Origin of the sequence: Actimicrobium sp. CCI2.3 (assembly GCF_035019065.1) — a bacterium.
Taxonomy (GTDB): Bacteria; Pseudomonadota; Gammaproteobacteria; order Burkholderiales; family Burkholderiaceae_D; genus Actimicrobium.
The window spans coordinates 16,446-31,747 of record NZ_JASJWR010000041.1 but is presented as its reverse complement, the minus strand read 5'-3'; the positions used below and the strand labels follow the sequence as shown (position 1 = coordinate 31,747).

Here is a 15,302-nt window from a genome sequence, read left to right as displayed (position 1 = left end):
CGTGTGAAAGTAGGTCATCGTCAGGTTAAGTTACAAGCAGCAAACAAGAAGGCCCTTCGAAAGAAGGGCCTTTTTGCATTGGGAGAATTGGAAAATATTAGGGGAATGACGTAACAGGGCAGTAATACGGTAGCTATCTGTGTGCCGAGAGTCGTTCTCCAATATAGTTTAGACTACGCCTAGAAAAATTATGGAGAAGCACAGATGAGCATTACTGTTGAACTGGTCAAAGAAGCACTTTCAAAAGTTGTCGATCCAAATACGAATAAGGATTTGGTTATTGGTAAATGTGTCAAAAACATCAAGCTAGATGGAAGTGATGTTGCTTTCGATGTTGAGCTTGGTTATCCGGCAAAAAGTCAAATTGACGCAATTCGTCGGAGTGCCATCACTGCCGTACGTCAATTGCCTGGTATTGGCAATGTCAGCGTCAATGTGTACTCGAAAATAATCGCGCATACTGCTCAGCGCGGCGTCAAATTAATGGCGAATGTAAAAAACATCATTGCCGTTGCCTCGGGTAAAGGCGGCGTGGGGAAATCAACTACAGCAGTTAACCTTGCACTCGCATTAGCTGCGGAAGGCGCGCAAGTCGGTATTCTCGATGCTGATATTTATGGCCCGTCACAGCCAATGATGATGGGTATTTCCGGTAGGCCTGAGACCATTGATGGCAAGACAATGGAGCCGATGGAAAACCATGGTCTTCAAGTGTCAAGCATCGGTTTCATGATCGACCCGGATGAACCGATGGTATGGCGCGGTCCAATTGTGACTCAGGCACTTCAGCAATTGCTCGACCAGACAAACTGGCGTGACCTTGACTATCTGATCGTCGACATGCCACCAGGTACTGGTGATATCCAATTAACGTTGTCTCAAAAAGTACCCGTTACCGGTGCCGTTATCGTGACTACCCCGCAAGACATTGCGTTGCTCGATGCGCGCAAGGGTTTGAAAATGTTCGAAAAGGTTGATATACCCATCCTTGGTATCGTCGAGAACATGAGCACGCATATTTGTTCTAATTGTGGACATGCCGAAGCGATTTTTGGTCATGGCGGTGGTGAGAAAATGTGTGGGGAATACGGCGTTGACTTTTTGGGAGCACTCCCGCTGACAATGTCGATTCGTGAACATGCCGATTCAGGTATGCCAACGGTAATTGCTGATCCGGATGGACCCATTGCTGAAATTTATAAAAACATTGCCCGGAAAATTGCTGTCAAAGTTGCAGAAAAAGCTAAGGATATGTCAAGCAAGTTCCCTAGCATCGTCATCAAGAACGATTAATGGAAACAGATGCACTTAGCATAGCCGTTGTCATGCAACGCACGCGTCTGAACAATCGGTGGCAAACCTACCAGTGGCAACCTGTAGATATTCTGACCGGTGTACCGGATGACAGTCGTTGCTTGCTGGATCACGACGAAGATCTCCGCTGGCTGTTCGGGGGCTTCGAAGTGCGGCTGTTCAGCGATGAAGCTGAAGGTTATTTCCTCAATATTAGTGCGCCTTCACCGTGTTGGTTTGTAATGTATCGCCTTGAAGAAATGGATGGTGTCGAAATTGCCGTTCCGAAAGTGGTGACCTTGTCTTATCACGAGGGTGCGAGATTGATGGATGGTGGAGAGAAGGTAGAAACAGTTCCTGCATCCGCTGATATTCTCGACAGACTAACTGCCTTCGTTAAAACATATTACGTACCGGAGCAAAAACGCAAGCGACGTAAGCCATCTTTCGAAGGCGGGGCTGCGATTGCAAAAATGGCAATAGAGGAAGGGAAGCCAAGTGGCGGCTGATGATTTTTTTTCGCGCTGGTCAAAAAAATCGGGCTCGGTAACTGACGAGGCGGTACAAGACAGTCCTCCCGAAGAGACCACTCCCCGGCCACTGCCGACCTTGGAAGATGTTGCTGTGCTGAATTCCTCCTCCGATTTCTCACCATTTTTTGCGCAAGGTGTGGACGACGTAGTGAAGCGATTGGCACTGAAGAAGTTATTTTCTGATCCGCGTTTCAACATCATGGACGGCCTCGATACCTATATCGAGGACTACAACAGTTTTGTGCCGATGACTGCCGACATGGTGAGTGAATTGAACCACGCCAAGTTGCTGATGAATCCACTAGCGCATCTCGAACAACCATTCATGCAAATGCTCGATGCGCCTTTGCCCGAGTTAGTCAAGGAGGACGATCAAACGATTGCGGTAATCGATGATGTAGCTGTCGTTGAACCAGAGATCATTCACGCTGACTCTGTCGAGGAATGTGAGCCCTGTACGGTGCCAGTAAAGGATGTTCCAGAGATAGTCGAGGTAACCGATTGCATTTCTCCGCTAACTATTGTCGATCCTTCGTTACCTGCACCCGAAAGTCCAGCATCAGTTTCTTGATGTAGATGTCAAATAAAGCAGCCAGTCATTGCAACTATAATTTCCGTTAAGGAACGGCATATATTTGCCTATATAGACATACGGTCTGGTATTTAGGAATACTTTTGTATTAAACGTTGCGTCCTGATTTATTTCTCATAGACGATTATAATGTTGGCAGATTTTAGAATTGACGATTTATTCAATTACCCATTAAAAGCGGTGTTTTCATTTTGACCACACAATTTAAAGTTTGTAGCTGCAACAACACAATGCCGCTGGATAACACAGCGGGAATCCGTCTCGGTGCAGTCCTTGGCAATGGCAAATCGCTGCCGATTGTTACTGAATTATGCCGTCATGACATTGGTGCTTTTCTGGCTGTCGCCGATGGGGTTGATGATGTCGTGGTAGCTTGCACGCAGGAGCGGTCGTTATTTTCCGAGCTTGCAGCCCAAAAATCTGCGGTGTCACCGATTCGTTTTGTAAATATTCGTGAAACAGGTGGTTGGAGCAAAGACAACGCACAGGCCTTACCGAAAATGGCTGCTTTGCTAGCTGCCGCAGCATTGCCCGATCCGGAGCCAGTGCCTGTTGTGAACTACGAGTCGGGTGGCCACTTGCTAATAGTAGGTCCGGGTCAGCGGGTGCTGCCCTGGGCTGAAAAACTTGCGGGGCAACTCGATGTAAGTGTGCTTCTCACAGATAGTGGCACCGGCATGTTGCAGGAACGGACTTTCCCGACCTATTCGGGTAGCCAGGTTAAGTTGACAGGATGGTTGGGCGCGTTCACGGCACGCTGGGAACAGTCAAATCCCATCGATCTTGAAATATGTACCCGCTGTAATGCTTGCGTGGAAGCCTGTCCTGAGCAAGCGATCGATCTGATGTACCAGATTGACCTGAACAAATGTACGTCACACAGTGATTGCGTGAAGGCATGTGGTTCGATCGGAGCGATCGACTTTAACCGCACTGCAACACAACGCAGCGGTGATTTTGATTTGATATTGGATTTGTGTGACGCGCCACTGCTGGCAATGCACCAGCCACCGCAAGGTTATTTTGCCGCCGCTGACGACGCGCTGCGCCAAACCGATGCGGTATTGAAGCTTGTCGCGCTGGTCGGTGAATTTGAAAAGCCAAAATTTTTCATTTATAAGGACAAGCTCTGTGCGCATGGTCGTAACGGGCAAATTGGTTGTACTTCATGCATTGATGTGTGCTCCGCTGAGGCAATTCGTCATGATGGTAACTTAGTTAAAGTTATCCCAAATCTCTGTGTCGGTTGCGGTGCCTGTACAACTGTCTGCCCATCCGGCGCGCTAACTTATGCGTATCCGCGTGCGCCAGATACCGGGCAGCGTATCAAGACGATGCTGACAACCTTTGCAAAAGCCGGTGGAGAACAGCCTGCGTTGCTGCTGCATAGTGCCGACAAAGGTGCGGCGTTGATTATGCAGCTAGGGCGCATGGCAAAGTCTGGTGGAAAACTGCACGGCATGCCGGCCCGAGTGTTGCCACTGTCGTTACACCACACGGCGTCGACAGGTATTGATCTGTGGCTGGCAGCCATCGCGTACGGGGCGAGCCACGTTGCAATCCTGCTGAGTGGTGAAGAAGCGCCGGATTACGTAACTGCGCTGGAAAAGCAAATGGTTATCGCGCAGACGATTCTTGCCGGGCTTGGTTATAGCGGAACGCATTTGTCGCTAGTGCACGCCGTGGCACCAGCGGCACTGGATCGTGCGCTGCAGGTTATCGAGATTGCGCAAGTGCCGGTTCAGCGCGCGTTGTTCGCTGTTGCCGCTGAAAAACGCGGGACGCTCGACCTAGTCATTGGTCATCTGCTGAAACACGCACCTCTCAAGCCGGAACAAATCGCTCTTCCTGCCGGAGCTTTGTATGGCACTGTCAACATCAACACCTCGGCATGTACGTTATGCATGTCATGTGTCGGCGCGTGCCCCGAATCAGCTTTGATGGATAATGCGGATCTGCCGCAATTGCGCTTCGTAGAAAAAAATTGCGTGCAATGCGGATTATGCGAAACCACTTGTCCTGAAAACGCGATAACGCTAACTCCGCGCTTGCTGCTGACAGATACGGCAAAACAATCACGTGTAGTGAATGAAGCCGCACCGTTTCACTGTATTCGCTGCAGCAAGCCCTTTGGTACTGCGCAGATGATCGAAACCATGTTCGGCAAGCTGTCGATGCATGGTGCGTTTGCAGGCAACCTCGACCGTATCAAAATGTGTGCTGATTGCCGGGTAATAGACATGATGAGTAACACCAAGGAAGCTTCGATTACCAACCTGAAGCGACCACTCTGATGGTAACAACTACGCATCCGCTAGTATTTGAACGTCAGGACCAGGGCGAAGAAACGGCGCGAGCCGACTTGTATGGGCTGCTAGCAACGTTACTTTATGCACCGCCTTCTCAAGCGCTGCTCGACACAATAGCGTCGGCGCAGTCGGAAGGCGATGGCGTACTCGAACGGGCTTGGGCTGATCTGGTCATTACTTGCAAGTCTGCTGAAGCGGAAACCGTACGTGACGAATACGAATTGCTATTCCTGGGAGTTGGCAAGCCCGAAGTCATGCTTTACGGTTCGTATTACCTATCCGGATTCCTGATGGAAAAACCGCTAGCAGCGTTGCGCACCGATCTCTCGATGCTGGGAATAGAGCGTGTGCAAAGCGTGGTGGAGAGCGAAGATCATATTGCGTCACTTTGTGAAGTGATGCGTTATCTCATCGCCTCGGATGATCCGATGCACGGAAATTTAGCGACACAGCAGACGTTCTTCAGTGATCACATGCAAGCCTGGGTGGATGATTTGTGTAATGCCCTGGAAGCCCATCCGATGACGGTGTTCTACCTGCCGGTATCGCGCTTGGCCAGAGCATATTTTGCAGTGGAAATGCAGGCTTTTGACATGGGCTGAAACAGATCAAATTTTATTCAGTACTAATAGCAAAAAATTGTTAAAAAGCATTAATTAATGAGCGGTATTTAATTAAAATGTCAGGCCAGCCGTAACGATATAGCTCGTTGCCGGTTGTCCGATATCTGAGGAGATGAACATGGCAGAACAAAAGAAAATCGCGCGGCGCAGCTTTTTTGCCGGACTAGGGTTAGTGGCGGCCGCAGGTGTGGCCGTCAAGCTGGCTCCGCAAGCAATCACGTCATCGGTCGTCACGCCCGCCGAGCCTGAGGGAACCGGCTATCGGTTGACCGAGCACGTCAAGAAATACTATCGCACGACCACTCTTTGATTTTTGGGGATCCAATATGCTGCTAACTCGCAAGGGCCTGGATGGCCAACGCTCGTCCACACGCTTTTCTGCCGGCCTCGCCGACAGTCTCGCACGTGCCTTGCCAACGATGGACCGACGCTCATTTCTGAAACGTTCGGGTATTGGCGTCGGTGCCGGTATCGCTGCGGCGCAACTCGGCTTGATTCAGCGCGCACGTGCGGCTGACGGATCGACAGCCAAAGGTGGTGCCAAAATCGAAGTCAAACGTACCGTTTGTACTCACTGTTCGGTCGGTTGCGCGGTTGATGCAGTCGTCGAAAATGGTGTTTGGGTACGTCAGGAAGCCGTCTTTGATTCGCCAATTAACCTCGGTGCACATTGCGCCAAAGGTGCGGCACTGCGCGAACACGGTCACGGCGAGTTCCGTTTGAAATATCCGATGAAACTCGTCAACGGCAAGTATCAGCGCATTAGCTGGGATGTTGCACTGACCGAAATTTCAGCACAGTTGCTTGATGTTAAAAAAACTAGCGGCCCGGATTCCGTGTTTTTTGTTGGTTCGTCCAAACACAACAATGAACAAGCTCAACTGCTGCGCAAATTCGTCTCGTACTTTGGCACCAATAACACCGACCACCAGGCGCGTATCTGTCACTCGACGACAGTGGCTGGCGTTGCCAATACCTGGGGCTATGGCGCGATGACCAATAGCTTCAACGACATGCAGAATTCGCGCGCGATCATGTACATCGGCTCGAATGCTGCTGAAGCCCATCCGGTGTCCATGCTGCACATGCTGCACGCGAAGGAAGCCGGCGCAAAGATCATCGTGATCGACCCGCGTTATACCCGCACTGCAGCCAAATCGGATCAGTACATCCGCATTCGGTCAGGATCGGACATTCCATTCATTTGGGGCATGCTGTATCACATCTTCAAGAACAAATGGGAAGACACCAATTACATCAATGAACGCGTCTACGGCATGGACAAGGTGCGCACCGAAGTCATGACCTGGACTCCGGAAAAAGTCGAAGAAGCGTGTGGCGTACCAGAAGACGAAGTCTACAAGTGCGCTGAAACGATGGCCAAGAACAAGCCGTCAACATTGGTCTGGTGCATGGGGCAGACGCAGCACACGATTGGTAATGCGATTGTGCGTGCGTCGTGCATCCTGCAACTCGCACTGGGCAATATCGGCAAATCAGGCGGCGGCACCAATATTTTCCGTGGACATGACAACGTCCAGGGTGCCACCGACGTTGGTCCGAATCCAGATTCACTCCCAGGCTACTACGGCTTGGCCACGGGTGCATGGAAGCACTGGGCGGCAGTCTGGGGTGTGGACTATGAGTGGATCAAGAAACAGTATGCGTCCCAAGCAATGATGGAAAAATCCGGCGTGACCGTATCTCGCTGGATCGATGCCGTACTTGAGAAGAATGAGCTGATTGACCAGGAAAACAACGTCCGTGCGATGGTGTTCTGGGGTCATGCACCAAACTCGCAAACGCGTGGTCTGGAAATGAAGAAAGCCTTCGACAAGCTCGATTTGCTGGTCGTGATCGACCCGTATCCGTCGGCCTCGGCGGCGATGGCGAACATGAAGGTGGACGGTCAGGAATTGAACCCGAAGCGTGCGGTCTATCTGCTGCCAGCCGCGACGCAATTCGAGACTTCAGGGTCGGTCACTGCGTCGAATCGGTCACTGCAATGGCGTGAAAAAGTCATCGAGCCTTTGTTCGAATCACGTACCGACCACATGATCATGTATCAACTTGCACAGAAGCTGGGCTTCGGCAAAGAACTGGTCGCAAGAATCAAGCTGGTGGCGGGCAAGGGCGGCATGATGGAGCCGGAACCGGAATCGATGCTCGAAGAAATCAACCGCGGCAACTGGACCATCGGTTATACCGGTCAGTCACCGATGCGCCTGAAAGCGCACATGAAGAACATGCACATGTTCGACGTCAAAACCTTGCAGTGCAAGGGCGGGAAAGACGCTGCATCAGGCTACGACATGACCGGCGATTATTTTGGTTTGCCGTGGCCGTGTTATGGCACACCGGAACTGAAGCATCCTGGCACGCCAAACTTGTACGACAACAGCAAGCACGTGATGGATGGTGGTGGTAATTTCCGCGCCAACTTTGGTGTCGAACGTGATGGTGTAAATCTGTTGGCTGAAGATGGTTCGCATTCGCTGGGCGCGGACATCACGACGGGTTATCCGGAATTTGATCATGTGTTGCTGAAGAAGCTAGGCTGGTGGAATGACCTGACCGAAGCAGAAAAGAAGGCAGCCGAAGGCAAGAACTGGAAGACCGACCTGTCTGGTGGTATTCAACGTGTGGTCATGAAAGTGCATGGTTGCTCGCCGTTCGGTAACGCCAAGGCACGTGCGGTGGTCTGGAATTTCCCGGATCCGGTGCCGCTGCATCGTGAGCCATTGTTCGGTACGCGTCCTGATCTGGTCGCCAAATACCCAACCCATGAGGACAAGAAATCTTTCTGGCGCATGCCGACGTTGTACAAGTCGGTCCAGCAGAAGAACGTCGAAAACAAGCTGGCGGAGAAATTCCCGCTCATCATGACATCCGGGCGTTTGGTCGAGTACGAGGGTGGTGGCGAAGAAACGCGCTCCAATCCTTGGCTTGCAGAACTTCAGCAAGAGAACTTCGTCGAGATCAACCCGAAAGCTGCCAGCGAGCGTGGTCTGCGCGATGGCGAGTATGTGATCGTCTCGACACCGACTGGTGCGCGTCTGAAGGTCAAGGCAATGGTGACGCCTCGCGTTGGTCCCGATACGGTGTTCATCCCGTTTCACTTTTCTGGCTGGTGGCAGGGCAAGGACATGCTCGAGTACTACCCGGAAGGCGCTGCGCCTATTGTGCGTGGAGAAGCGGTCAATACCGGGACGACGTACGGTTACGACTCGGTAACAATGATGCAAGAAACCAAGACAACAATCTGCCAGATTGAGCGCATCGCTTAAGCGAGCTCGATCCCAACAGAAATCAGGAGAGACACCATGGCAAGAATGAAATTCATCTGTGATTCCGAGCGTTGCATCGAGTGCAACGGTTGCGTGACCGCCTGTAAAAATGAGCACGAAGTTCCGTGGGGCGTGAACCGCCGCCGCGTTATCACCGTCAATGACGGTATCGTCGGCCAGGAAAAATCCATGTCGGTTGCTTGCATGCATTGCTCCGATGCGCCATGCATGGCAGTTTGCCCGGTGGACTGTTTTTACCGCACTGACGAAGGTGTGGTCTTGCATGACAAGGACATCTGTATCGGTTGCGGCTATTGCGCTTACGCCTGTCCGTTTGGCGCACCACAATTCCCGTCGAACGGTACGTTTGGTTTGCGCGGCAAAATGGACAAGTGCACCTTCTGTGCCGGTGGTCCCGAAGAAGATGGCTCGAAAGAAGAGTTCGAGAAATACGGCCGTAACCGTTTGTCCGAAGGCAAACTGCCAGCTTGTGCCGAGATGTGCTCGACCAAGGCCTTGCTGGGTGGCGATGGTGATGTGATTGCCGATATTTTCCGTACCCGGGTAGTACATCGTGGCAAAGGAAGCGAAGTGTGGGGTTGGGGCACCGCTTATGGCAAATCGCATGACCCGCAAGCCAAAGCTCCAGCGGGGAAACCATGATGCGCGCGCGGATTGCGTTGATCGTGTCAGCGGTCGCTTTGCTGACACTGGCTGGCTGTGGTGAGAAAAGTCAGGAAATGAGCAGCTCTGCCAGCAAGCCGGATGGCAAACCGTGGCAGGGCGAAGCAACGCGCTACGCGGCCAAGGGCTGGGAAAAGGGCGACAAGGAGAAATGGCAATTGCAGTTGCGCGCCCGCGCTCAAAACCAGAACGAATACATCAGAACCAATTAATTTCGCAGCGACGGGAGCCATCATGAAACAGGGGATTGCACGCTTGGTCGTCAGCTTACTACTGACGACCGCTGTCATCGGGTCGGCGCTGGCGCAGCAAGATGCGCCAGCATCGTCAACTACAGGGGGTATCGAGTCTATTGATATCCTGAAACAAAACCAGGCCGAACGCACCCGCGACCAGCCTGGCAATTCGGCACCGGTGTTCCGCACGATCAAAGAAGGAACGAAGAATTATTCGAGCCTTCCTGCGCTGGAATCCGGTGTGCTCATCCAGGGAAAGCAGCAATTTCCTGGTCAGGCGCGCGCGACAACGGCCGGCGAAGCATGGCGGTTGTATCGCAACGGACCACTAACGCAAATCGGCGGATGGTTGCTGCTGCTGGCAGCCATCGGCGTGGCGGCGGTGTACTTTATTGCCGGTCCGGTGAAGCTCAAGGCCACACCAACCGGACGGCTCATCGAACGATTCACGTCGATTGAACGGCTTGCGCACTGGAGTACGGCAATTAGTTTTGTGCTGCTTGCGTTGACCGGACTGACCATCCTGTTCGGAAAACACATCCTGATGCCAGTGTTCGGACATACGCTTTATGGCTGGCTGTCGTTCGCCTGCAAAAACGCACACAACTTTGCCGGACCCGTGTTTACCGTGTCGATCGTGGTGACCTTCATCATCTTCGTCAAAGACAATTTCCCTGCCAAGGAAGATCTGCAATGGTTGTTGCGGCTGGGTGGCATGTTTGGCGGCAAGCACGCCTCGTCAGGTCGCTTCAACGCTGGCGAGAAAATGTGGTTCTGGACAGGTGTTGTCGGCTTGGGTCTGATCATTAGCGCTTCTGGTTTTGTGCTCAATAAAATCGTACCCGGCATGGACTATCCGCGCAGCGTCATGCAGATCGCCAACGTGATTCACCTGGTCGCCGCCGTACTGGTCTCGACGATGGCTATGGGTCACATCTACATCGGTAGTATCGGCATGGATGGTGCGTACAAGGCAATGCGAACGGGTTATGTTGACGACGCATGGGCCAAGGAACATCACGATTTGTGGTATGCCGATATCGAAGCCGGCAAGGTGCCGCGCAATCGTACCGAAGAAGCGGCAGAGCGCAGTCATGCGCCGCAGCCAAGCAGTGCAACCTGATCAGGAAATCACCATGAAAAAAATTATTGCACTCGCCGTCGGCATCTTGTTTGCCAGTATTGCCATGGCCAAATTACCCGCGCCGAGCGACGAAGCTGTCGCCAAGGCTGACGAAGTCAAGGCGAAAGCGGCGTGGTCTGCCAACATTGCGTCCTACCAGTTATGTCTGGCGCAGGACAAAACAGCAACGTATTATTTTAAAACCAAGGCGCCCGCAAGCAAGCCGGTAGAAGGCCTGCCAGCTTGCGCTAATCCTGGTCCATACGTGGCGACCAAGGTGGCTGCCAAGAGCTGATGTGGCAAACGCGCCGTCCTGGAACAAAGAACCTGTCAAAAAATAAGGAAATACGATGATTAAAAATCTCTCTTTTTTGCTTGCCTCATTGCTGTTGTCATCGATGGCTCACGCTGCTTCGGTGTCGTTCGTTGAGCCTGCGGACGGCGCAACGGTGCCGACCACCTTTCCGGTGAAATTTGCCGTTGAGGGCATGGAAGTCAAGCCGGCCGGTGAATTGTCACCAACCAGCGGGCATCACCACTTGCTGATCAACGCCACGGCCATTCCAGCCGGCGAGTCTGTGCCTTTCGATGAAACGCACATCCACTTTGGCAAAGGTCAGACCGAAGCGACAGTCACACTGAAGCCTGGTACGTACAAGCTGACGCTGCAATTTGCCAATGGTGCACACCAGTCCTACGGTGAACCGCTGAGCAAAACGATCACCGTCAACGTCAAGTAACGCATTTTGACCCGCTACCGTCCCCAACTGACCAATGCGCATGTCGACCTGACCCGTGAAGTCGAGGTCACGGACGAACGCGGCCGTGTCTCGCTCATCTCGATCCCGGCCGAACGGCCACTGACCGTGTATGTCGACAAGCGTGAACTCGTGACGCTGATGACGCTCGGCGGTGCACCGGAAGCATTGACGCTGGGTTACTTGCGCAACCAGCGCTTCATTCGTCAACTCGAGGATGTGGTGTCGGTGCAGGTGGACTGGGATGTCGAAGCCGTTGCCGTCACTACTCGCAATGGCATCGATGACATCGAAGCACGGACCGCCAAGCGGGTCGTCACAACCGGTTGCGGCCAGGGTTCGGTGTTCGGCGGACTGATGGATGATGTCGCGGCGATTCGGCTCTCGCCGGATGCGAAGTTAAAGCAATCAGTGCTGATCCGCATTGTCGACACGATTCGGACCCAGCAATCAATTTACAAGCAGGCTGGATCGGTGCACGGCTGTGCGTTGTTCACGTCAGAGGGCGAGTTGCTGTATTTCGTCGAAGATGTTGGCAGGCACAATGCCGTTGATGCGATCGCCGGGCGAATGTGGCTCGATGGCATGGCCGGCGACGACAAGATTTTTTACACCACCGGACGGCTCACTTCCGAGATGGTCATCAAGGGCGGGCAGATGGGGATTCCATTCCTGCTGTCGCGCTCCGGCACGACCCAAATGGGACACATGGTCGCCGAGCAGTTAGGCATGGCCTTGCTGGCGCGCTGTAGCGGCAAGCATTTCCTGTTACTGACAGGTAAGGAGCGCCTGGTGTTCGAGCCCGAACTATTTGATGGCACATTGAAGGTTGCCTAGGCTGATGGCATTGATGTCCGTGTCGTGTCGCTGATCGACGCAACGCTGGCCGCGTTCTCGCTACTCTTTTCTGGCGATGCGGAACTCTGGCGCATCGTCTGGGTGTCCGTATCCACTTCCGTGATTGGCTTGCTTATCGCCACGCCGTGCGCGGTGCTGATTGGCTATCTCGTGGCCTCTCAGCTGTTCCCCGGACGCCGTGTGGTGATCTGGCTTGCGCAAGTGTCGCTGTCCATTCCGACGGTGTTAATTGGCTTGTTGCTGTATTTGCTGTTATCGCGCAGCGGACCAGCCGGTGAGTTGCGCTGGCTATTCTCGCAAGCGGGATTGATTGTCGGTCAAGTGCTCATTGCCGTGCCAGTGCTGGTCGCTTTCACGCTGGCAGCCGTGCAGGCTGCCGACCCACGTCTCGCTGAAACCGCGACCACGCTCGGGGCATCGCGCTGGCGGGTCATGTGGACTGTCTTGCGTGAAGTACGCTTTGGCGTGATGGCCGCGATTATCAATGGTTTCGGCCGGGTCATATCGGAAGTCGGTTGCGCGATGATGGTCGGCGGGAACATCGCGGGTGAAACCAGGACCATCACGACCGCTATTGCACTCGAAACCAGCAAGGGTGAATTCGCACAGGGTATCGCGCTAGGGATGGTGTTAATCGCCATCGCCCTGGCTATCAACGCCGCGCTGCTGTTGCTGCAAGGGGATACTCGATGAGCGCGCTGCTGACAATCGACGGGTTGCAACTGCGCTTTGGCGAACGGTTGCTGATCGATATTGAGCACCTTGACATTGCTCCTTCCAGTGCCTACGTGCTGACCGGTGCCAATGGCTCCGGCAAGAGCAGCTTGCTGCGTATCCTCTGTGGACTGCAGGCGGCCAGGATCGAGTCTGCCTATTTCATGGGCAAGCCGGTCACTCTCTCTCCGTACCCGGCACCGTTGCGCGATGCCATCCTTTACGTGCATCAGCATCCGGTCATGTTTTCGACCACGGTCGAAGCCAATGTCGGGTATGGCCTGGCCGCACGCGGTGTCGCCAAAGCGGCGCTACGACAGCGCGTGGCCGAGGCCATGGAGTGGGCAGGCATCCTGCACCTGCATGGTACGCAACCGCAGCACTGGTCAGGCGGCGAGAAGCAGCGCGTCGCACTGGCCCGCGCGCGCGTGCTGCAACCGCAACTGCTGTTGCTCGATGAGCCTACCGCCAATCTCGACGGTCCCGCGCGCGAGCAAGTCATCGGATTGATCCCGACCCTGCTGGCGGAGGGGCGCAGCGTCATCATGGCATGCCATGATCGTGACCTGATCGGCTTGCCTGGTGTGCGGCGCTTGAAACTCAAGGATGGCCGGCTAACAATGCGTGAACCCGCCATGCGTAACGATTAACCACCCTGAAAGGTCTCATCATGATCCGTCGTCTCGTCCTGCAGTTATCCGTCGTCTTGCTCGCGGGCGCTGTTGCTCCACTGGCGTCAGCACAGCAAGTTCTCAAACTCTCGACGACAACCAGCACCGAGAATTCCGGCTTGCTCAAGGTCCTGCTGCCCGTTTTTGAAAAAAAATACGATGTGAAAGTACAAGTCATTTCAGTGGGCACGGGCAAGGCGCTGGAGTTGGCCAAAAATGGCGATGTCGATGTCACGCTGGTGCACGCGCGCTTGTCAGAAGACAAGTTTGTTGCTGACGGCTACGGTGTCAATCGACAGGACGTGATGTACAACGACTTCATCCTGGTCGGCCCGGCCAGCGATCCGGCGGGTGTCGCTGGCAGCAAGGATATCGTCGGCAGCCTGAAAAAAGTGGTCGCCAGCAAAGCCAAATTTGTCTCACGCGGCGACAATTCAGGTACCGAACAGATGGAGCAGGCGTACTGGAAAACGGCTGGCGTCAAACCACAAGGCAGCGCCTATGTATCGGCTGGACGCGGCATGGGTGAAGTGCTAACGATGGCGGGCGAATTGCAGGCTTACACGCTGACTGATCGCGCAACCTTTAGCGCCTATCGCGCCAAGACGGGACTGATCATTGCTGTCGAAGGCGACAAGTCCATGTTCAATCCCTATGGCATCATTGCTGTCAATCCAGCGCGGTTCCCGGATAGTAACCAGAAGGCGACCAACCAGCTCATCGACTGGATTACCTCGCCGGCTGGTCAGGCAGAAATCGCGGCATTTCGTGTAGACGGACAGCAGGTGTTTTTTCCTTCGGCAAAACGCTAGTCAGGACGGCATTACCAGGGCACTTCGGTGCCATCCCATGCGACAAAACGCCCGCTATTGCCGGGCGTTGCCGTCGCGATCACGGCCAGCAGCTGCGCTGCAGCACGCGCCGGATCGAATAATTTTCCCTCTGTCACACCACGTTGAAATGGTCGCGACAGCGCGCTATCAACCGTGCCCGGATGCAGCAACTGGATGCTGAGTTGCGGATGGGTGCGACGACATTCAATTGCCGCAGTTTTCAGCAACTGATTCTGCGCGGCCTTCGCGGCCCGGTAGGCATACCAGCCACCGAGTTTGTTATCCCCGATCGAACCAACCCGCGCCGATAACGACGCGAAGACTGACGATGTGTTGTGCCGCATCAAGGGCAGCATTGCCTGTGCCAGCAGAATGGGGCCGAAGGCGTTGACGGCAAAGACGCGCTGAAGGTTGTCGGCGGTCACAGCGGACAGGGATTTCTCCGGTGACAGTGCCGCCCCATGCAACAAGCCCGTCGCATTGATAACCAGATGCAGGGTTGGAACAGGCAGGCCTGCCGCCAAAGACTGAAGACTGGTGCTGTCGGTGATGTCGGCACAAACAAGAGCAAGTCGGGTTGGGTAACGCGTTTTTAATTCGGCAAGTTCGGCCGAATCTGCAGCATGGCGCGCTGCTGCGGTCACGTGTCCAACCCGGGGGTGTGCCAGCAACTGCGCCGTGAGCGCCAGGCCGATTCCGCCCGAGGCCCCGATGACGAGCACTTGTGCCGGTTCGTCGAGAGTGGCAAATAATTGGTTCGTGGCAGGGGAAGTCATGATGAGTCCGGT

17 protein-coding genes are annotated in these 15,302 nt (G+C 54.0%); 16 read left to right on the top strand and 1 reads right to left on the bottom strand.

Annotated features, from left to right (window positions below; genetic code table 11):
- Nucleotides 1-204 precede the first annotated feature (204 nt).
- From apbC to QN370_RS18535, 16 genes are all read left to right on the top strand, one after another.
- On the top strand, nt 205-1,293 hold the full coding sequence (apbC, locus tag QN370_RS18610) for an iron-sulfur cluster carrier protein ApbC (protein ID WP_322128395.1): 1,089 nt from the start codon (nt 205-207) through the stop codon (nt 1,291-1,293).
- Complete coding sequence (locus tag QN370_RS18605) at nt 1,293-1,802, top strand: DUF3305 domain-containing protein (protein ID WP_322128394.1); 510 nt, start codon at nt 1,293-1,295, stop codon at nt 1,800-1,802. The genes apbC and QN370_RS18605 overlap by 1 nt, the downstream gene beginning before the upstream one ends.
- Nucleotides 1,792-2,397: a DUF3306 domain-containing protein gene (locus QN370_RS18600; protein ID WP_322128393.1), complete on the top strand. Its 606-nt coding sequence runs from the start codon at nt 1,792-1,794 to the stop codon at nt 2,395-2,397. The genes QN370_RS18605 and QN370_RS18600 overlap by 11 nt, the downstream gene beginning before the upstream one ends.
- A gap of 251 nt (nt 2,398-2,648) precedes the next feature.
- Nucleotides 2,649-4,712, top strand: coding sequence for a 4Fe-4S binding protein (locus tag QN370_RS18595; protein ID WP_322128392.1), 2,064 nt, complete (start codon nt 2,649-2,651; stop codon nt 4,710-4,712).
- A complete protein-coding gene (locus QN370_RS18590) occupies nt 4,712-5,329 on the top strand; it encodes a TorD/DmsD family molecular chaperone (protein ID WP_322128391.1) in 618 nt (205 codons plus the stop codon). Before QN370_RS18595 ends, QN370_RS18590 begins: the two co-directional genes overlap by 1 nt.
- 139 nt (nt 5,330-5,468) lie before the next feature.
- Entirely contained in the window at nt 5,469-5,660 is a 192-nt protein-coding gene (locus tag QN370_RS18585; protein WP_322128390.1) for a hypothetical protein, read from the top strand.
- 16 nt (nt 5,661-5,676) lie between these two features.
- On the top strand, nt 5,677-8,637 hold the full coding sequence (locus tag QN370_RS18580; protein WP_322128389.1) for a formate dehydrogenase subunit alpha: 2,961 nt from the start codon (nt 5,677-5,679) through the stop codon (nt 8,635-8,637).
- 36 nt (nt 8,638-8,673) lie between these two features.
- Nucleotides 8,674-9,300 (top strand): formate dehydrogenase FDH3 subunit beta, encoded by a 627-nt coding sequence (fdh3B, locus tag QN370_RS18575; RefSeq protein WP_322128388.1) that lies wholly within the window; start codon nt 8,674-8,676, stop codon nt 9,298-9,300.
- Complete coding sequence (locus QN370_RS18570) at nt 9,297-9,533, top strand: hypothetical protein (RefSeq protein WP_322128387.1); 237 nt, start codon at nt 9,297-9,299, stop codon at nt 9,531-9,533. The genes fdh3B and QN370_RS18570 overlap by 4 nt, the downstream gene beginning before the upstream one ends.
- A 22-nt stretch (nt 9,534-9,555) precedes the next feature.
- Nucleotides 9,556-10,680, top strand: coding sequence for a formate dehydrogenase subunit gamma (locus QN370_RS18565; protein ID WP_322128386.1), 1,125 nt, complete (start codon nt 9,556-9,558; stop codon nt 10,678-10,680).
- Nucleotides 10,681-10,693: 13 nt separating this feature from the next.
- Nucleotides 10,694-10,975 (top strand): hypothetical protein, encoded by a 282-nt coding sequence (locus QN370_RS18560; RefSeq protein WP_322128385.1) that lies wholly within the window; start codon nt 10,694-10,696, stop codon nt 10,973-10,975.
- Nucleotides 10,976-11,030: 55 nt separating this feature from the next.
- On the top strand, nt 11,031-11,420 hold the full coding sequence (locus QN370_RS18555; RefSeq protein ID WP_322128384.1) for a DUF4399 domain-containing protein: 390 nt from the start codon (nt 11,031-11,033) through the stop codon (nt 11,418-11,420).
- 6 nt (nt 11,421-11,426) lie between these two features.
- Complete coding sequence (locus QN370_RS18550; RefSeq protein ID WP_322128383.1) at nt 11,427-12,275, top strand: formate dehydrogenase accessory sulfurtransferase FdhD; 849 nt, start codon at nt 11,427-11,429, stop codon at nt 12,273-12,275.
- A 24-nt stretch (nt 12,276-12,299) separates the two neighbouring features.
- The gene (locus QN370_RS18545) at nt 12,300-12,989 is read left to right on the top strand and encodes an ABC transporter permease (protein ID WP_322128382.1); all 690 of its coding nucleotides are present in this window, start codon (nt 12,300-12,302) and stop codon (nt 12,987-12,989) included.
- Nucleotides 12,986-13,660: an energy-coupling factor ABC transporter ATP-binding protein gene (locus QN370_RS18540; RefSeq protein ID WP_322128381.1), complete on the top strand. Its 675-nt coding sequence runs from the start codon at nt 12,986-12,988 to the stop codon at nt 13,658-13,660. The genes QN370_RS18545 and QN370_RS18540 overlap by 4 nt, the downstream gene beginning before the upstream one ends.
- Nucleotides 13,661-13,680: 20 nt before the next feature.
- Complete coding sequence (locus tag QN370_RS18535) at nt 13,681-14,493, top strand: substrate-binding domain-containing protein (protein ID WP_322128380.1); 813 nt, start codon at nt 13,681-13,683, stop codon at nt 14,491-14,493.
- An 11-nt stretch (nt 14,494-14,504) separates the two neighbouring features.
- On the opposite strand, the gene QN370_RS18530 is transcribed toward QN370_RS18535, so the two are convergent.
- A complete protein-coding gene (locus QN370_RS18530; RefSeq protein WP_322128379.1) occupies nt 14,505-15,290 on the bottom strand; it encodes an SDR family NAD(P)-dependent oxidoreductase in 786 nt (261 codons plus the stop codon).
- Nucleotides 15,291-15,302 lie beyond the last annotated feature (12 nt).